Source organism: Novosphingobium sp. 550D, from assembly GCF_057401885.1.
On sequence record NZ_CM171613.1, the window covers coordinates 3,715,450 to 3,732,477 of the forward strand.

Here is a 17,028-nt window from a genome sequence, read left to right on the forward strand (position 1 = left end):
GCAAGAAACCGCGTTTATGCGCTGGATTGCACGCAAGCCTTGCGGGTTTATCTTTCGCCTCGCCACATCCCTTATTCCCTTCGCGCGCAAACCGGCTAATACGGCCTGCATGACAGACCCAGCTTCTGCTCCTCGCCGCGTTGCCGTTATCGGACTTGGTGTGATGGGAGGGCCGATTGCCCGCCATCTGGGCCATGCCGGACACAGCATGACGCTGTATAACCGCAGCCCCAAGCGGATCGAACATTGGCGCGAGGCCAACCCCGATATCGAGGTGCGCGAGGCCAACAATGCCGCCGACGCCGCCGACGGGGCCGATGTGGTCATCACATGCGTTGGCAATGACGATGATCTGGCCGAGGTGGTTCTGGGGCCGCAGGGCGTGTTTTCCACGCTGCATCCGGGCGGATTGTTCATCGACCATACGACCGTTTCGGCGCGCATCGCCCGCCAGATCGCGGTCGAGGCGCGCGACAAGGAAATCCGATGCGTCGATGCGCCCATGACCGGCGCGCAGGCGGGCGCCGAAGCAGGCACCTTGACATTGATGTGCGGCGGGCGCGCCGATGCGGTGGTCGCCGCCACGCCTGTCATGCGGGCCTATGCGCGCCGCATCGTGCATATCGGCAAGGCGGGCACCGGTCAGGCGACCAAGATGGTCAACCAGATCGCATTGGCGGGCGTCACCGCCGCTCTTGCCGAAGCCTTTCGTCTGGCACAGGCCGAGCATCTTGATCTCGAAAAGGTCTATGAGGCGATCAGCGGGGGCGCCGCGCAAAGCTGGCAGATGGACAATCGCTGGCACACGATGGCGCAGGAAAAATTCGACTTCGGCTTTGCCATCGACTGGATGCGCAAGGATCTGGGTCTTGCGCTGGATGAAGGGCGCGGGCTTGGCCTGTCCTTCCCCGTGGCCGCGCTGATCGACCAGCTTTACGCCGATATTCAATCCATGGGCGGCGGGCGTCAGGATACCAGCGCCATTCTTCGCCGCCTGCCCAAACGAGGGGTTCGATGACAGTGAAATTTGCCGCCGCGCAGCTCGCGGCGTTGCTGTGTGGCGCCGGGGCGTCGCTGGCCGGTTCTTCGGCTATGGCCGACACTCTGGTGGACCATGTTGCGGGCCTGACGCTCAATTCCCTGGGCAATGTCGAGCGGTTCAACGGCATCGTCATCGACCGCGAAGGCCGCGTCATTCAATTGCTGCGCGAAGGCGATCCGCGACCGGCCAAGCTGGACTTTGCGGCCGATGGGCATGGGGCGGTGCTGCTGCCAGGCCTGATCGATGCCCATGCGCATGTGATGGGCGTGGGGATTGCGGCGCTCACCCTCGACCTGTCCGACACGACATCTTTGGCGCAGGCGCAGGAGAAAATCCGCGCCTATGCCGCCAAATTCCCCGACCGTCCGTGGATTATCGGGCGTGGATGGAATCAGGAAACGTGGAAACTGGGCCGTTTTCCGACGGCGGCGGAACTGGACGCGGTTGTGGCCGATCGTCCGGTCTGGCTGGAACGGGTTGACGGTCACGCCGGCTGGGCCAATTCGAAAGCTCTGGCCGCAGCAGGCGTGACGGCGGCGACCAAAGACCCCAGCGGAGGCAAGATCGACCGCCTGCCCGCGCCCAAGGTTGCGGGCAAAGCGCCGGTTGCGGGCAAGCCTGCTGGCGTACTGATCGATGGGGCGATGGGTTTGATCACCAAGATCGTGCCCCCGCCCCGCCCGGAGGACCGCGACGCGGCTCTGGCCAAGGCGCAGGAGATTTTCCTGTCGCGCGGGGTAACGGCGGCGGCCGACATGGGCACATCCATCGACGACTGGCAGGCGATGCGTCGTGCCGGTGACGAAGGCACGCTAAAAATGCGGGTCATGGCCTATGGCGACGGCATTGCGAACACGGTGCTGATTGGCGGGCCGGGGCCTTCTCCATGGCTGTATGACGACCGGCTGCGGCTGAATGGGGTCAAGCTTTATCTGGATGGCGCGCTCGGCTCACGCGGGGCGTGGCTCAAGGCGCCCTATGCCGATGCGGCAACCAGCGGCTTGCCATTTTTGAACGAGACGCAGCTCAAAAACCTGATGAGCCGCGCGGCGATGGACCATTTTCAGGTGGCCGTCCATGCGATTGGCGATGCGGCCAATGCGACGCTGCTGTCCGCCATCGAGGATGAGGCGCAGACCTATAAGGGCGACCGGCGCTGGCGCATCGAACATGCGCAGATCGTCGATCCGGCCGACATCGCCCGCTTTGGCAAAAACGGCATCATCGCCAGCATGCAGCCCATCCACCAAACCAGCGACCGCACCATGGCCGAAGCGCGGCTGGGCCCGAACCGGTTGACCGGCGCCTATGCTTGGGCGTCAATGCTAAAGGCGGGGGCGGGGCTGGCTTTCGGATCGGACGCGCCGGTGGAGGTTTCCGATCCCTTTGCCGGGATTGCCGCCGCCATCACCCGCGAAGGCCCCGATGGCCAGCCCGCCGGTGGATGGCAGCCGCAGGAAAAGCTGACCCGCATGCAGGCGCTGGCCGCCTATACCACGGGCGCGGCCTATGCCGGTTTTGCCGAAACCCGCCTTGGTCAATTGCGCCCCGGTTGGCGCGCCGATTTCGTGCTGGTCGATGTCGATCCGTTGAGCGCGACGCCTGAAAAGATCCGCGCCGCCAAGGTCACGCAGACTTGGGTGGGCGGAAAGTTGGTTTGGGAAGCGGGGAAGAAGTGAAGGGGTTAGGTGCGAGGGTCTAGACCCTCGCGCTCCCGTTACTGTCTGGGTTGTGGGGCGGTTCGGCCTTGGCTGAATATCGCTGCGTCGAACATTTAAAGCCTGCGGCGCGGAAAAGGCTGCCCTATCCGCGCCGCAGGCTTTCAATATCAAACACGCCCCGTCTGGCTCACCCCGGTTACCGGGATTGCAAAGGGCCCCCGCCCTTTGCCCGCCGGAGGCATCTTACGTCAAACTTCAAGCCTCGACCTGAACCTCACCCTGCGCCTCACCCTTGGCGGCACGCTTTTCACCAAACCACATCACCACCAGCGACCCTTCGAACAGGATCATCAGCGGCACGGCCAGCATCAATTGCGAACCCACGTCCGGCGGGGTCAGGACAGCGGCCAGAACGGTAATCCCGACGATGACATAGCGGCGCGCGCTGGAAAGCTGCTGGCGCGTCACGATCCCCGCGCGGTTAAGCAACAGCAGCAGCACCGGCAGCAGGAAGCTGATGCCAAAGGCGAGGATGAATTGCATCACCAGCCCAAGGTAATCACCGACGCTGGGCAGAGCCTCCATCTGGATCCCGCCGCGATTGCCCTGAAAACCCAGCATCCATGCAAAGGCGGTCGGCATCACCACGTAATAGGCCAGCGCCGCGCCCGACAGGAACAGCACGGGCGTTGCCAGGATAAAGGGCAGAAACGCCTTCTTTTCCTTGGCATAGAGACCGGGCGCGATAAAGGCCCACATCTGGTTCGCGATCACCGGAAAGGCCAACATAAAGGCCGCAAAGAGCGCCACCTTCAAATCGACAAAGAATGCTTCATAGAGCTTGGTATAGATCAGTTTACCCCCCAGCCCCGACGCGGTGCGCAGCGGCTGGACCAGAAAGGCCATGATGGGGTTCACGAAATAAAGGCAGATGCCAAAGGCCACGAACAAAGCCGCGATGGATTTGAGCAGACGCGCCCGCAATTCCACCAGATGTTCAAGCAGCGGCGCCTGCGATTCGTCGATATCCTTGATTTCAAAAGCCATCTTTATTCGCCCTTGGCCTTTGCCGTATCGACAGCCCCGATCTGTTCATGGGGGGCCTGTTCATGGGCCGCATGTTCATGGGCGCTGGCCGAATGCGGATCGACCGGCAAATCGCCGCCATGATGGCCCGCAGCCGGCGCTTCGGCCGCAACATAGGGCTGGGTCGGTGCATGTTCGGCCAATTCCGGCGCAGGCAAAGCCTCAGGCGGGCTGGCCTTCATGATGGCCTCATTCTGCTCGCGCCATTTCTTTTCCATCTCCTCCATCTCCGCCTCGCGGATCATGGTTTCGATGCCGGAACGGAAATGGCCCGAGACACGGCGCACCGTCCCCATCCACTTGCCCATGGTCCGCATGGCGCGAGGCATATCCTTGGGGCCGATCACCACCACGGCGACCACCGCCGTCAGCAGAAATTCCGATGGAGCAATGTCAAACAACACAGTGCGTCAGGCCAATCATGCGAGGAATGGAAAGAAAGGCTCAGTTATGGCCGGTCTTTTCTTCGGTGGCCGCAGGCGCAACCGGTTCACCCTTGGCTTCGATCTGGGCCGGGGGGGGCGTTGCGGGGCGGTCGGTTTCATCCGCCATGCCTTCTTTAAAGCTTTTGATGCCCTTGCCGAAATCGCCCATGATATCCGACACGCGACCGCGCCCGAACAGCACCAGCACGACCAGCAGAACGATGACCCAGTGCCAGACAGACCCAAAACCCATGATACCAACTCCTTGAAGCCGTGATGACGACCGTTTCATGCACCATCACGCGCATTTTGATCCTATCTAGGCACTTTCCTCGCCCGACGCCAGCCCATCCGCTGATTGACGTAGTGGATCATCACTGTTCGGAACCTCGGGCGTTTCCCCCATCAGCGCATCATAGGCTTCATCGACCGGATCGAGCAGGCCCGTGGCGCGCAATTCCTCGATTCCGGGCAGGTCGCGGCGGCTGCCCAGACCAAAGTGGGCGAGGAAAGCGGGCGTCGTGGCATAGATGACCGGACGGCCCGGCACCTCGCGGCGCCCTGCGATGCGCACCCATCCGGCCTCCATCAACACATCGATCGTGCCCTTGGCGGTTTGAACCCCGCGAATCGCCTCGATCTCGGCGCGGCTGACGGGTTCGTGATAGGCGATGATGGCAAGACATTCGGTGGCCGCCCGCGTCAGGCGGCGCGGTTCCTCATGCATGGGGCGCAAAAGATGGGCCAGATCAGGCGCGGTCTGAAAATGCCAGCGCCCGCCGCGTTCGACCAATTCAACCCCGCGCCCCGCGTAATGCTGCGCCAATTCGCGCAAGGCATCACGCACCGGCCATTCGCCCTGCCCCAGATGGCGGGCGATGCCCTCCACGCTCATCGGCTGGGTGGCGGCAAAGAGCGTGGCCTCCAGCGCGCGGACAAGCGGGCTCATGCGTTCAGGCTCCGCAGGCGCAGCGGGCCGAACACATGGTCCTGCATAATCTCCACCCGCCCCTGTCGCGCCAGTTCGAGCGCGGCGACAAAGCTGGAAGCAAGCGCAGAACGGCGCAACCTCTCATCGCTCCATTCGACCTGCGAGGCCGGGGGCAGGAATTCGCGCAACTCCACCCAGTCCAGCGTCACCCCCAGCATCGCGGACATACGCGATAGCGCCGATTCCAGCGTCATCACCTTGCGGTCGCGTACAATATGGACGACCGGCGCGTTGCGGGCCTTGACCTGACCATAGGCAGAAATGAGGTCATAGAGGTCGCTTTGCCACACCGCCTTTTTGCCGATGCGCAGCCCTTCGGGCGCGCCTCGCATAAAGACGTCGCGCCCCAGACGATCACGCGCCAAGAGTCTTGCCGCCGCCTCTCGCATCGCGGCCAGACGTTGCAGGCGCAATTGCAGACGCAGCGCCAGCTCTTCGGGCGAAGGCTGCTCCTGCTCCTCCTTGGGCAACAGGAGCGAGGATTTGAGATAAGCCAGCCACGCCGCCATCACCAGATAATCGGCGGCGAGTTCCAGCTTGAGCGCCTCGGCCTGTTCGACATAGGCGATATATTGATCGACCAGTTCAAGGATCGAGATACGTCGCAAATCCACCTTTTGCCGCCGCGCCAGATCGAGCAGCAGGTCAAGCGGCCCTTCCCACCCCTCGATTTCCAGCATCAGCGCATCGCGGGCAGTGCCGGCAGCAAGGGGCGCGGTAAACAGATCCGCGCCTTGCCCGGCAGGATGCGCCGCTTCGCTCACACCGCAAAACTCATGCCAGCGCCAGCAGCGCGTCACGCGTGGCGATACATTCCGCCTGACGATCCAGCACCAGTTCCGACGACAGGAAAGTGCCCGCCATGGCCCGCGCCAGACGCGCGGCGCTTGCCTCGCTGATGGTCGGGCAGGCCTGCGCAATGCCCACCATATCCTCCATCCGCGCCCAGCAATTGAGCACAAGATCGCAGCCCGCCGCCAGCGCCCGCGCCGACCGTTCCGGGATCGTGCCCGACAGCGCCTGCATATCGATGTCATCGGTCAGCAGCAGGCCGTCAAACCCAATCGCCCCGCGAATAATGTCCGAAACAATGCGCGGCGATTGGGTGGCAGGCGCATCGGCATCCCACGCGGTGAAAAGGATATGCCCCGTCATGCCGATCTTCGCCCTCGCAGCCAAAGCGCGGAACGGCGCCAGATCGCGTTCCAGCGCATCGGCATCGGCATGGACCGTGGGCAATTCCTTGTGGCTGTCCGCCCCGGCGCGGCCATGGCCCGGCATATGCTTAATGACGCCCGCGACACCAGCCGCCTCCAAACCTTCAAGGATGGCTCGGCCAAGAGCGGCCACCCGCATCGGCTCCTCGCCCAGAGCGCGGTCGCCGATCACGTCATGGGTGCCCGGTTCACGCACATCGACACAGGGCCAGCAATCGACCGTAATCCCCGCCGCCGCCAGATCCAGCCCCAGCGCCTCGGCATTGGCGCGGGCTGCGGCAATCGCGCTGGACGGAGCCAGATCATAGAGGCGCGCAAAAGGTTCACCCGCCGGATATTTGGGCCATACCGGCGGCTTCATCCGGGCGACGCGCCCGCCTTCCTGATCGATGCTGATGAACAGATCGTCGCGCCCGTGCAGGCCGCGCAATTGGTCGGTCAGCGCCCGCAGTTGCTCACGATTTTCAACATTACGGCCGAACAGGATGTACCCCGCCGGGTCGCAATCGCGAAAGAATGCGCGTTCTTCATCTGTAAGGGTCAGGCCCGAAAGGCCGAAAATCGCCGGTATCATACGGCCATCCGTTGCACGTAACCGATGGCTTACGCAAGATCCGCTTAATGCTTAACCTGACAGGGCAGACCATCAGCCTTCAACCGCTCGCACAAGCCCGCCCCGCCCCCGGCATTGGTCACCAGTTGCAGGCGATAGACCGTGCCCAGATCAATCTTGGCCGAAACGATGCGGTGGTTCATGCCTTTAAGCATTTCATGCCCCTGCACCAATCGGTTCCACCCGGCCACCGCCGCGCTTTCGCTGGTATAGGCCGCGATCTGGACCACGCCGCCGGCCGGGCCGCTTTCCACAACCGCCGCTTTGGGCGCAGCCACAGGTTTGGGCGCAGGCGCCGCTTCGGGCTTGGCCGCCACCGGCGCGCCACCGGCAAAACTGGCGCCTGCCGCCGCCGCCGTTGATGCGGCGACCTCGGCTGCATTGGCCCCGGCGGCTTGGGCATCGCTGCCGGCCAGTTGCGCGGGACGTTCCTGCCCCTGCGAAACGGCAAAGCTGGAATCGCCGGTTCCGGCAAACTGCTTGCCGCCCGGATCCTTGGGCGCTTCCTTGTAACTTTCGGCGGGCGCGGCCACCACGCTGCCATCGGCGACGGGGACGCTGTTGTCGGAACGATGCGTGAAATACCAAAAACCGCCGACCGCCGCCGCCGTCAGCGCCAGACCGCCAAGCACCGCCACGGCAACGCGCTTGTTGTCGATGCCCTCATATTCCTCGTCATCATCCGATTCGAGCCAGGGCAGGCGATCCTGTTCATCAAATTTGATCCCGCCATGGCCCAGCGCGTCGCCCACGCCGTGCAGTGCGCCATCATCCTGTCCGGGCAAAGCCTCGCGGGCGTCCTGATACCATTGGTGGGCGCGTTCATCCGCGCCCTGAACATAGGCGGTGGTTTCCTGCGACAAAACGCTGGCCTTGTCCGCCAGGGTCGCCGCGCTGCCCAACGCCGCGTCGCGGGCGCGGCCAATCAGGTCACGCGCCCGCGTTTCGGCGTCATTGGCCGCCGGGTTGATACCATTGCCGAATGGCTGAGCGGGTCCGTTGCCCATGTTGCCACGGCCGTCGTCCAGACCACCCGGCCCAAATCCACCCAGACCATTCGACATGGCTTACATCTCCTCCACGGCGGTCACGCCGAGGATGGCAAGGCCGTTGCGGATAATCTGCCCGATTTGCGAGGCCAAGAAAAGCCTTGCCCCCGTCAGTGTACCGTTTTCGGACACGATGAAACGCTTGTCCGGGCGATCATTGCCGACATTCCAGTATGCGTGGAAGGCTGCGGCCAGATCGGCAAGGAAGAACGCCACGCGATGCGGTTCACGCGCAGCAGCAGCGGCTTCGACCAGACGCGGGAATTGCGCGCCCGTGCGCACCAGTGCCAATTCTTCTTCGCCAAGCAGTTCCAGCCCTTCAGCCGAAGGCGCAAAGCCTTCCGCCGCGCCCTTGCGCAGGGTCGAGCAGATACGCGCATGAGCATATTGCAGATAGAAGACCGGATTGTCCTTGCTGGCCTCGACCACCTTGGCAAAGTCAAAGTCCATCTGTGCTTCGGGCTTGCGGGTCAGCATGGTGAAGCGCACGACTTCCTTGCCCACTTCCTCCACCACTTCGCGCAGGGTGACGAAATTGCCCGAACGCTTGGACATTTTCACCGGCTCGCCATCGCGCAGAAGCTGAACCATCTGCACCAGCTTGACCTCGAAGGGCTTGCCCCCCTTGCCATTGCCTTCGCCATCGCGCCCGGTCATGGCCGCCACAGCCGCCTTGATGCGCTTGACGGTGCCGGCATGGTCCGCGCCCCAGATGTCGACCAAAGCGTCGGCGGTCTGCGCTTTCTGATAGTGATAGGCCAAATCGGCGCCGAAATAGGTCCAGTTGCCATCCGACTTCTTGATCGGACGGTCCTGATCGTCGCCAAACTTGGTGCTGCGGAACAGGGGCAGCGCCACAGGCTCCCAATCATCGGGCAGCTTGCCCTTGGGCGCTTCCAATTCGCCATCATAGACCAGATCGACCGAGCGCAGCCATGCCTCGGCTTCTTCCGGCTTGCCCGCCGCCTGAAGCTCGGCTTCGGACGAGAACAGGTCGTGGTTGATGCCCAACAACGCCAGATCGTCGCGGATCATGTCCATCATCTTGGCAACAGCGCGCACGCGGAACAGCGCCAGCCATTCAGCCTCGGGCGCATCGACATATTTGTCGCCAAACTCGGCCGCCAGGGCCTGACCCACCGGCACCAGATAGTCGCCCGGATAGAGACCTTCGGGGATCTCGCCCACCTGATGGCCCAGCGCTTCAAGGTAACGGACATGGGCGCTGCGGGCCAGAACCTGCACCTGCGCGCCCGCATCGTTGACATAATATTCGCGGATGACCTTATGCCCGGCCCATTCCAGCAAGGAGGCCAGCGCATCGCCCACCACCGCGCCACGGCAATGGCCCATATGCATGGGGCCGGTCGGGTTGGCCGAAACATATTCAACGTTGACGGTCGTGCCCGCACCCACGCCCGAACGGCCATAATCACCGCCCAGAGCCCCGATCAGCGCCAGTTCGCCCAGCCATGCCGCATCCGACAGGCGCAGGTTGATGAACCCCGGCCCGGCAATCTCGGCCTTGGAAACCTGCGGCAGCTTTTCCAGCTCTGCCACCAGCAGCGTTGCCAGCGCGCGCGGATTGGTTCCCGCCGCCTTGGCCAGAACCATCGCGGCATTGGTGGCCAGATCGCCATGGCTGGGATCGCGCGGGCTTTCGACCGTCACCGCGCCTCGGTTCAAACCTTCGGGCAGTTGCCCAGCCGCCACAAGCGCGTCGAGCGCATCGGCAACATGGCCTGCAAAGGCGTGAAAGATCGGGGCGGTCTTGTCGGCTTGCTGTGTCATGACCGCGCGCCTAGCGAATTTACGCCATAAACGAAAGGGGGGCCGCTAAGCCCCCCGGTACATTCACCGCGTCGCGTTATATTGAAGCTGTTCCGGGGTCAGCTGAAACCCGACCAGAACCTCGAACGAGGCCTTGGCAATGGCGGCTCGCACTTCCGGATCGGTCAGAGGGTCAACCGCCGCATCGGCCTCGCCCGCCTTGCGCTGTTTCAACAGGCGATCGCGGACCGCCGTGTCCAGCGTCGCGTCGGCCTTGTTGATCGTCGCACCGCCCGATGCCGTCACTTCGGCGCGGGTCTGGCCATCGGCGAAACGCACGGTCGCGGTGCCAAGACGCTTTGCAATCACGACATTGCCGCCGCGCATCACCGTGATGAAATAGGGCAGGTTCACAACGCGTTCCCCGCGCGTATCGACACGCGTGGCCAAAACCTTGAACGTCAAATTGGCCTGAACCGGGTTGGCTTTGGGGTCGCACTGGCTGCGCACATCGGTGATCGCGCCGGTCAAATCGAGCGCACTGGCCACCTGACCACCGCCAAGGCGGAACGTGGTGATATCGCCGGTATAATCGGCAATGCCCACCGCAGGGCAGGTCGAGCGCACCGCCGTGATGCCGACGCCGTCCTGAACCACCAGTTCACCGGTCGATTTGCACCCGGCCAGCAAAGCCATGGCACCCAACAGCCCCGCCCTGCAAGCAACTTTGGCATTCATTCGGCGTGTACGAAAGGGCATGACAGACTCGTTCCTTCAACATTCCTGTTCGCTGCCCTAGCGGCGCGCGGCGCAAAGCGCTAGAGGCGGGTGTATGAACACCGCCTTTCCCGCCCCCGCCGATTCCATTTCTTTGCAACCGCTCAAGCTGTTGATTGCCGCGCCGCGCGGTTTTTGCGCCGGCGTCGATCGAGCCATTGAAATTGTTGAACGCGCGATTCGCAAATATGGCGCCCCCGTCTATGTGCGCCATGAGATAGTCCACAACCGCTATGTGGTTGACGGGTTAAAGGCAAAAGGCGCGATCTTTGTCGAGGAACTGGACGAGGTTCCCGATGGCGTTCCGGTGATTTTTTCAGCCCACGGCGTGCCCAAGGCGGTTCCGGCGGCGGCCGACGCGCGCGGGCTGGAATGGCTCGACGCCACATGCCCGCTGGTGTCCAAAGTCCACCGTCAGGCCGAGCGCCAGATCGAGGCGGGCCGCCACATCATCTTCATCGGCCACAAGGGCCACCCCGAGGTGATCGGCACATTCGGTCAGGTGCCCGAAGGCCATATGACCTTGGTCGAAACGGTCGAGGACGTGGCCACCCTGCCCTTCACCACCGATGATTCGCTGGGTTTCCTGACCCAGACCACGCTGTCGGTTGACGATACGCACGAAATTATCGAGGCGCTCAAGGCCCGCTATCCCCAGATCCACGCGCCCCGCGCCGAGGATATCTGTTATGCGACATCAAACCGGCAGGCGGCGGTCAAGGCAATTGCCCCGCAATGCGACATGGTGCTGGTGATCGGCGCGCCCAATTCGTCCAATTCGATGCGTCTGGTCGAAGTGTCCGAGCGTGGCGGCACGCCTTCGCGTCTGGTGCAGCGCGCCGATGAAATCGACGAAACCTGGTTGGAAGGCGTGTCCACTTTGGGCCTGACCGCCGGTGCCAGCGCACCCGAAGAACTGGTGCGCGAAGTCATCGCCCGTCTGGGCCAATGGCGCAAGGTCGAAGAAGAGACAGTCGTCACCACCGAAGAAAACATGATCTTCAAACTGCCGCGCCAACTGGCTGGCTAAATCGAGGCGGCAATGGCGGTTTATACACAATTGGGTGCCGAAGCGCTGGCCGCGCTGATCGGTGAGTTTTCGGTCGGCGAACTGGTTTCGGCCAAGGGCATTGCCGAGGGCGTGTCCAATTCAAACTGGCTGATCGAAACCACGGGCACCGGATCGGGGCCGCAACGCTTCATCCTGACCATGTTCGAGGGCCGGACGGAAGTGGCCGAGTTGCCCTTCTTCCTTGGCCTGCTCGATCATCTGGCCGACAAGAAATGTCCGGTGCCGCGCACGATCCACGACCGGACAGGCGCCAGTTTCCGCTGGATCGACGACAAGGCGGTGACGTTGATCGAATTTTTGCCCGGCGTTTCGGTGTCCGAACCCACGGCGGGGCAAGCGCGCTCAGTGGGCGCGGCGCTGGCGGGCCTGCATCTGGCCGCCGCCGATTTCCCGCAGAGCCGCGCCAATGACCTCAGCCTTGCCGGATGGCGGGGGCTGATCGATGGTTGCGGGGCCGAGGGACTGGCCTCGATCGATCCCGCGCTGGCTGGCCTTGTGGCGCGCGAAATGGCGGTTATTGAGGCCGAATGGCCGGCTGACCTGCCCCGCTCGATCATCCACGCCGATCTGTTCCCCGACAATGTGCTGATGCTGGGCGAGTCTGTGACGGGCCTGATCGACTTCTATTTCGCCTGCCATGACATCACCGCCTATGACGTGGCCGTGACCCATGCGGCATGGTGTTTTTCGGGCGACGGGCGCGTGTTCAATTCGGAAATTTCCGAGGCGCTGCTGGCCGGCTACGAATCGGTACGCCCGCTTTCCTATGCCGAAACGGCGGCCCTGCCGGTGCTGGCGCGCGGGGCGGCGATGCGGTTTCTGTCCACCCGCGCCTATGACTGGATCAACACCCCGCCCGATGCGCTGGTGGTCAAAAAAGACCCGATGGCCTTTGCCCGCCGCCTGCAATTCTATGCCGCCAACCCCGGCGTGTTCGGGGCATGAAGCAAGTCGAGATTTTCACGGACGGGGCCTGCAAGGGAAACCCCGGCCCCGGCGGCTGGGCGGCTTTGCTGCGCATGGGTGTGCATGAAAAGGAACTGGTGGGGGCCGAAAAGGAAACCACCAACAACCGCATGGAAATGACCGCCGTGATCCGCGCGCTGGCGGCGCTGAACCAACCGTGTCAGATCACGCTCTGCACCGACAGCAAATATGTGATCGACGGGATCACCCAATGGGTGTTCGGCTGGCAAAAGCGCGGCTGGGTCAATGCCAAGAAAGAGCCCGTGGCCAACGAGGACCTGTGGCGGCAGATGCTGATCGTGGCCAAGCCGCACAAGATCGACTGGCAATGGGTGCGCGGCCATAATGGCCATGCGGAAAACGAGCGCGTGGACAAACTGGCCAGTGATGCGGCGGTTGAGGTAGGGAAGAAGAAGTGAGGGATTGAATGCGAGGGTCTAGACCCTCGCGCTCCCACTACTGTCGGCGTGGGCGTGTGGTCTGCGGCGGGGTATGTTGGGGCGTGATTTGAAAGTGGGGCAAGCCACACACCCCAATGGTTGCACTAAATTTATGCGGCAGATAAAGCCGTTAAGTGCGACATGAAACCACCCGATACGTTATTAGAGCGAGAAAAGATCGCAATGCCCTTAGGAAGCGTTATTGCGAACGCCATGGGCTAACAGTAATCCCCGAACTCTACCGCCCCCACTTCGGCTTCTCAAGTTATAGCGTGACTATCCCTGAGCATTATTCGAAATTGAGGGCTTTCCAATTGGCCCGCTGCCTGACGGCAAAGAGGAAAGTTCTTAAACTATCACACATTGCCAGTATGCTGGAAATCTATGCCAAGCGGCCTCTGGCTGCAAAAAGACAAAGGCTTTGGCCATAGCTCCCCGCGACGCGGCTTAACCCCAAACGAAAAACGCCCCCACGTTTCCGCAGGAGCGCTTCCCTAAATTAACGGGATTGCAAAGGGACAAGTCCCTTTGCCCGCCGGAGGCAAAAGCCCCCAAGCGCAAACTTACCCATCCAAACCATAAGCCGTATGCAGCAAACGCACGGCCAGTTCGGTTTCGTCCGAATCGATCAGCACCGAAACCTTGATTTCCGACGTCGAGATCGCCTGAATGTTGATCCCGCGATCGGCCAGCGCCTTGAACATCATCGCGGCCACGCCAGCATGGCTGCGCATGCCCACGCCCACGACCGAGATCTTGGCGACCTTGGGATCGGTGGACAGCTTCTGATAGCCAATAACCTCACTGTTTTCTTCCAGCACGGCCACCGTGCGGTCGAGGTCGGCGGCGGGCACGGTGAAGGTCACGTCCGTGTCCGTATCGGCGCGGCCAACGTTCTGGATAATCATGTCCACGTTGATGTTGGCGGCGGCCAGCGGGCCAAAGATCGACGACACGGCGCCCGGGCGGTCCGGCACGGCGGTCAGGATAACCTTGGCGTCATTCTTGTCGGCGGCGATGCCGGTGATGAGTTGGCGTTCCATATCGAGGCCCTCAAGTTCTTCGTCGGACACGATCATCGTGCCGGGCAATGTATCTGCGGCGGGAGCGTTTTCGTCGATGAAGGACGAGAGCACCTGAACGCGCACCTTTTCCTTCATGGCAAGGCTGACCGAGCGGGTCTGAAGCACCTTGGAGCCGACACTGGCCAGTTCCAGCATTTCTTCATAGGTGACATTCTTGAGCTTGCGCGCCTTGGCGACGATGCGCGGGTCGGTGGTGTAAACGCCGTCCACGTCGGTATAGATGTCACAGCGATCCGCTTTCAGCGCCGCCGCAACCGCCACAGCCGAAGTGTCCGAACCACCGCGACCCAGCGTGGTGATGCGGTTGTCGGCGGTCAGACCCTGGAAACCGGGGATGACGGCGATTTCGCCGCGCGCCATGCTGGCCAGAATCTCGTCGGTGTCGATCGATTCGATGCGTGCCTTGGCATGGGCGTCATCGGTGCGGATCGGCAATTGCCAGCCCAGCCACGAACGCGCCTTTGCACCAATGGATTGCAGCGTCAGCGCCAAAAGGCCGCTGGTCACCTGTTCACCGCTGGCTACCACCACGTCATATTCGGCGGGGTCATACAGCGCGTTGGCTTCACGGCAAAAGTTTACCAGTCGGTCGGTTTCACCCGACATGGCCGACACCACCACCGCCACCTCGTGCCCGGCTTCTTGCTGGCGGCGCACAATGCCCGCCACGCGCCGGATGCGCTCGGTGCCGGCCATGGAGGTGCCGCCGAATTTCATGACGATCCGGGCCACGGTCACAGGCTCCTTAATTGAAACAAAATTACACGCGAGGCACTTGCCCCGCTTGGGGCTGGCGCTTTAGGTAGGTCCTATGAGCAATGCAACGACTATTCGCCCGGAAGAAGCGGCCCATTTTGGCAAATTGGCCGCAGAGTGGTGGGATCCGAAGGGTTCCTCGGCCATGCTGCACCGTTTGAACCCGGTCCGGCTGAAATTTATCCGTGATGCAGTGGACGCCCATTTCGGGGCCGATTCGCGCTCTGTGCGGCCTTTGGCCGGGCGGCGGGCGGTCGATGTGGGCTGCGGCGCGGGGCTTTTGTGCGAGCCTCTGGCGCGGCTGGGCGCGGCCGTCACGGGCGTGGACGCGGCGGCGGAAAATATCGCCGCCGCGCGCGAACATGCGGCGGGCGGCGGCCTGTCCATCGAATACGTCTGCGGCGATGTCGGGACGCTGGGCCTGTCGGGCTATGATCTGGTCACCAGCATGGAGGTGATCGAACATGTCGCCGACAAGCGCGCCTTTCTGCAGGCGTTGATCGGGGCGATGGCAGATGACGGGCTGATGATCCTGTCCACCCCCAACCGCACGCCCCAATCCAAATGGCTGATGATCGAGGCCGCCGAGCGCATCGGCATGGTGCCGCGCGGCACGCACCATTGGGAGGATTTCATCACACCCCCCGAGCTGGCGTTGATGCTGGAGGATCTGGGGATGCAGGTGGGGCAGCCGATGGGGATCGCGTGGAATCCTTTGAAGGGCCTGCACCTGTCGAATGATATGGCGTTGAATTATATTTTGACGGCGAAGAAAGCCTGAGGGATTTTTGCCTCCGGCGGGCAAAGGGACTCGGTCCCTTTGCAATCCGAATTTTGGGGTTGCGCTTGGTTGGCAAGGCAGCGCCATTCCGTGAAGCGGTTTAATAGCCTGCGGCGCGGAGGGGTTGCGCAGGATCGAACCCGAACACCATCCCAAACCGGGATTGTTAAGGGCCCACGCCCTTAACCCGCCGGAGGCACCCTAACCTTAACCGCTTTAATTGCCTCCACAACCTGCGCCTCCCGCTCGTCCCAATCCCCATCGATGCGGGCGTAACACACCCCCGCCCGCACCAGCATCTCCTCTGACACAGCCGCAAAACGCGCCCGCGCCTCGTCACTGCCAAAGAAGCGCGTGCCATCGGCCACCCATGGCACATCGGGCGAAAAGAGCATGTAGAGATCAGCCTTGGGATAGGCGAAGAGTTCTTGCGGAGCTTGGCCAAACAGCATCTGCGCCCATGCCGCGGTCATCAACGGATCGGTGTCAAGGATCAGCACCGGGGGCCTTGCCTCACTCGCGCGCAACATGGCCTCGTTCTGGCCCCGCGCCATGGCGAGGAGATCGTCCATGGTGAAGTCGGTGCCATGGGCTTCGGCATATTCGCGGCCATATTCGGCCACCCATGGCCAGCCGAAACGTTGGCGCAACCTCTCGGCCAATACTGATTTGCCCGTGCTTTCCGCGCCATGGAAACAGACGCGGATCATGCCCGCCCCGCCTTCATCCATTCACACAGGCCCATGATCGACAGCACCAGAAACCCGACATAGAGCCCCGCCGTCGGATAAAGCCCCCGATTGATGTAGAGCGCGACCGAGGCCACATCGATGGCGATCCACAACACCCAATTCTCGGTCCGGCGCAGGCCCAGCAGGATTTGCGCGGCCACGCTGGCCCCGGTCACCGCCGAATCGGCAAAGGGCATGGCCGCATTGGTAAAGCGCGCCAAGGCCCAGCCCAGATTAATGCTGAGCGCGGCGGTAACGACCGTCCAGACGATCCGGCTGAACGGGCTGAGCCAGCCGACCGGAACCTCGTCCCCGCCACCCTTGCTGCGCGCCCAGAGCCACCAGCCCCAGCCTTGCGCGGCAAAGAAGAACACCTGAAGCCCGCTTTCGGCATAGAGGCGCGATTCATAGAAAACAAAAACATAGATCGCGACCATCGCCATGCCAAAAGCATAGTTCCAGACCGACCGCCGCACGAGCAGCGCGATATTGACCAGACCAAGCCCGGCCGCCACCCATTCAAGGATTGGAAACCAACTGGCGTCCATCGCGCCCCTCCATTGCCT

Annotated in this window: 18 protein-coding genes; 6 read left to right on the forward strand and 12 right to left on the reverse strand. The window is 62.7% G+C overall.

What is annotated here, in order from left to right; genetic code table 11:
* The first annotated feature begins 109 nt into the window (after window positions 1-109).
* Both AC2S2E_RS17635 and AC2S2E_RS17640 read left to right on the forward strand, forming a co-directional pair.
* Window positions 110-1,018: an NAD(P)-dependent oxidoreductase gene (locus tag AC2S2E_RS17635; RefSeq protein WP_486523250.1), complete on the forward strand. Its 909-nt coding sequence runs from the start codon at window positions 110-112 to the stop codon at window positions 1,016-1,018.
* Window positions 1,015-2,721, forward strand: a complete 1,707-nt coding sequence (locus tag AC2S2E_RS17640) for an amidohydrolase (RefSeq protein WP_486523251.1) — start codon at window positions 1,015-1,017, stop codon at window positions 2,719-2,721. Before AC2S2E_RS17635 ends, AC2S2E_RS17640 begins: the two co-directional genes overlap by 4 nt.
* A 237-nt stretch (window positions 2,722-2,958) precedes the next feature.
* Here AC2S2E_RS17640 and tatC read toward each other — a convergent pair whose 3' ends face one another.
* The 9 genes from tatC to AC2S2E_RS17685 all read right to left on the reverse strand — a co-directional run bounded on the left by tatC (window position 2,959) and on the right by AC2S2E_RS17685 (window position 10,550).
* Window positions 2,959-3,750 carry a twin-arginine translocase subunit TatC gene (gene tatC, locus AC2S2E_RS17645; protein WP_486523252.1) on the reverse strand — a complete coding sequence of 264 codons (792 nt, stop codon included), beginning with the start codon at window positions 3,748-3,750 and terminating at the stop codon, window positions 2,959-2,961.
* Between the two features lie 2 nt (window positions 3,751-3,752).
* Window positions 3,753-4,190, reverse strand: coding sequence for a Sec-independent protein translocase protein TatB (tatB, locus tag AC2S2E_RS17650; protein ID WP_486523253.1), 438 nt, complete (start codon window positions 4,188-4,190; stop codon window positions 3,753-3,755).
* A 43-nt stretch (window positions 4,191-4,233) separates the two neighbouring features.
* Complete coding sequence (locus AC2S2E_RS17655; RefSeq protein WP_476105211.1) at window positions 4,234-4,467, reverse strand: twin-arginine translocase TatA/TatE family subunit; 234 nt, start codon at window positions 4,465-4,467, stop codon at window positions 4,234-4,236.
* Window positions 4,468-4,533: 66 nt separating this feature from the next.
* Window positions 4,534-5,163, reverse strand: coding sequence for an SMC-Scp complex subunit ScpB (scpB, locus tag AC2S2E_RS17660; protein WP_476105213.1), 630 nt, complete (start codon window positions 5,161-5,163; stop codon window positions 4,534-4,536).
* The gene (locus AC2S2E_RS17665) at window positions 5,160-5,969 is read right to left on the reverse strand and encodes a segregation and condensation protein A (protein ID WP_486523254.1); all 810 of its coding nucleotides are present in this window, start codon (window positions 5,967-5,969) and stop codon (window positions 5,160-5,162) included. Before AC2S2E_RS17665 ends, scpB begins: the two co-directional genes overlap by 4 nt.
* 10 nt (window positions 5,970-5,979) lie before the next feature.
* Window positions 5,980-6,996: a beta-N-acetylhexosaminidase gene (gene nagZ / locus AC2S2E_RS17670; RefSeq protein ID WP_486523255.1), complete on the reverse strand. Its 1,017-nt coding sequence runs from the start codon at window positions 6,994-6,996 to the stop codon at window positions 5,980-5,982.
* A gap of 44 nt (window positions 6,997-7,040) precedes the next feature.
* A complete protein-coding gene (locus AC2S2E_RS17675; protein WP_486523256.1) occupies window positions 7,041-8,099 on the reverse strand; it encodes an SPOR domain-containing protein in 1,059 nt (352 codons plus the stop codon).
* Window positions 8,100-8,102: 3 nt separating this feature from the next.
* On the reverse strand, window positions 8,103-9,875 hold the full coding sequence (gene argS / locus AC2S2E_RS17680) for an arginine--tRNA ligase (protein ID WP_486523257.1): 1,773 nt from the start codon (window positions 9,873-9,875) through the stop codon (window positions 8,103-8,105).
* A gap of 63 nt (window positions 9,876-9,938) precedes the next feature.
* Window positions 9,939-10,550: a hypothetical protein gene (locus AC2S2E_RS17685; protein ID WP_486523258.1), complete on the reverse strand. Its 612-nt coding sequence runs from the start codon at window positions 10,548-10,550 to the stop codon at window positions 9,939-9,941.
* A 136-nt stretch (window positions 10,551-10,686) separates the two neighbouring features.
* On the opposite strand from AC2S2E_RS17685, the gene ispH reads away from it, so the two are divergent.
* Genes ispH through rnhA form a run of 3 tightly spaced genes read left to right on the forward strand, consistent with a single transcriptional unit; the run spans window position 10,687 to window position 13,088 of the window.
* Window positions 10,687-11,661 (forward strand): 4-hydroxy-3-methylbut-2-enyl diphosphate reductase, encoded by a 975-nt coding sequence (gene ispH / locus AC2S2E_RS17690; protein WP_476105223.1) that lies wholly within the window; start codon window positions 10,687-10,689, stop codon window positions 11,659-11,661.
* Window positions 11,662-11,673: 12 nt separating this feature from the next.
* On the forward strand, window positions 11,674-12,648 hold the full coding sequence (gene thrB / locus AC2S2E_RS17695) for a homoserine kinase (protein ID WP_486523259.1): 975 nt from the start codon (window positions 11,674-11,676) through the stop codon (window positions 12,646-12,648).
* A complete protein-coding gene (rnhA, locus tag AC2S2E_RS17700) occupies window positions 12,645-13,088 on the forward strand; it encodes a ribonuclease HI (protein ID WP_486523260.1) in 444 nt (147 codons plus the stop codon). The genes thrB and rnhA overlap by 4 nt, the downstream gene beginning before the upstream one ends.
* A gap of 584 nt (window positions 13,089-13,672) precedes the next feature.
* On the opposite strand, the gene AC2S2E_RS17705 is transcribed toward rnhA, so the two are convergent.
* The gene (locus AC2S2E_RS17705; protein ID WP_486523261.1) at window positions 13,673-14,926 is read right to left on the reverse strand and encodes an aspartate kinase; all 1,254 of its coding nucleotides are present in this window, start codon (window positions 14,924-14,926) and stop codon (window positions 13,673-13,675) included.
* A gap of 79 nt (window positions 14,927-15,005) precedes the next feature.
* Here AC2S2E_RS17705 and ubiG point away from each other — a divergent pair, with 79 nt between their 5' ends.
* Window positions 15,006-15,731, forward strand: a complete 726-nt coding sequence (gene ubiG, locus AC2S2E_RS17710) for a bifunctional 2-polyprenyl-6-hydroxyphenol methylase/3-demethylubiquinol 3-O-methyltransferase UbiG (protein ID WP_486523262.1) — start codon at window positions 15,006-15,008, stop codon at window positions 15,729-15,731.
* Between the two features lie 182 nt (window positions 15,732-15,913).
* Here the strand turns inward: ubiG and AC2S2E_RS17715 are convergent, their stop codons facing one another.
* Together AC2S2E_RS17715 and pnuC are read right to left on the reverse strand one after the other, a co-directional pair.
* Window positions 15,914-16,441 (reverse strand): AAA family ATPase, encoded by a 528-nt coding sequence (locus AC2S2E_RS17715; RefSeq protein WP_486523263.1) that lies wholly within the window; start codon window positions 16,439-16,441, stop codon window positions 15,914-15,916.
* Window positions 16,438-17,010: a nicotinamide riboside transporter PnuC gene (gene pnuC / locus AC2S2E_RS17720; RefSeq protein WP_486523264.1), complete on the reverse strand. Its 573-nt coding sequence runs from the start codon at window positions 17,008-17,010 to the stop codon at window positions 16,438-16,440. Before pnuC ends, AC2S2E_RS17715 begins: the two co-directional genes overlap by 4 nt.
* Window positions 17,011-17,028: the final 18 nt, after the last annotated feature.

Excerpts from the sequence above, each read along its gene's own strand:
- rnhA (WP_486523260.1), top strand. The coding sequence starts at position 12,645 with ATGAAGCAAGTCGAGATTTTCACGGACGGGGCCTGCAAGGGAAACCCC.
- argS (WP_486523257.1), bottom strand. The coding sequence starts at position 9,875 with ATGACACAGCAAGCCGACAAGACCGCCCCGATCTTTCACGCCTTTGCA.
- scpB (WP_476105213.1), bottom strand. The coding sequence starts at position 5,163 with ATGAGCCCGCTTGTCCGCGCGCTGGAGGCCACGCTCTTTGCCGCCACC.
- AC2S2E_RS17715 (WP_486523263.1), bottom strand. The coding sequence starts at position 16,441 with ATGATCCGCGTCTGTTTCCATGGCGCGGAAAGCACGGGCAAATCAGTA.
- ubiG (WP_486523262.1), top strand. The coding sequence starts at position 15,006 with ATGAGCAATGCAACGACTATTCGCCCGGAAGAAGCGGCCCATTTTGGC.
- AC2S2E_RS17635 (WP_486523250.1), top strand. The coding sequence starts at position 110 with ATGACAGACCCAGCTTCTGCTCCTCGCCGCGTTGCCGTTATCGGACTT.
- AC2S2E_RS17675 (WP_486523256.1), bottom strand. The coding sequence starts at position 8,099 with ATGTCGAATGGTCTGGGTGGATTTGGGCCGGGTGGTCTGGACGACGGC.
- ispH (WP_476105223.1), top strand. The coding sequence starts at position 10,687 with ATGAACACCGCCTTTCCCGCCCCCGCCGATTCCATTTCTTTGCAACCG.
- AC2S2E_RS17655 (WP_476105211.1), bottom strand. The coding sequence starts at position 4,467 with ATGGGTTTTGGGTCTGTCTGGCACTGGGTCATCGTTCTGCTGGTCGTG.
- thrB (WP_486523259.1), top strand. The coding sequence starts at position 11,674 with ATGGCGGTTTATACACAATTGGGTGCCGAAGCGCTGGCCGCGCTGATC.
- tatC (WP_486523252.1), bottom strand. The coding sequence starts at position 3,750 with ATGGCTTTTGAAATCAAGGATATCGACGAATCGCAGGCGCCGCTGCTT.
- AC2S2E_RS17685 (WP_486523258.1), bottom strand. The coding sequence starts at position 10,550 with ATGGCTTTGCTGGCCGGGTGCAAATCGACCGGTGAACTGGTGGTTCAG.
- pnuC (WP_486523264.1), bottom strand. The coding sequence starts at position 17,010 with ATGGACGCCAGTTGGTTTCCAATCCTTGAATGGGTGGCGGCCGGGCTT.
- AC2S2E_RS17640 (WP_486523251.1), top strand. The coding sequence starts at position 1,015 with ATGACAGTGAAATTTGCCGCCGCGCAGCTCGCGGCGTTGCTGTGTGGC.
- nagZ (WP_486523255.1), bottom strand. The coding sequence starts at position 6,996 with ATGATACCGGCGATTTTCGGCCTTTCGGGCCTGACCCTTACAGATGAA.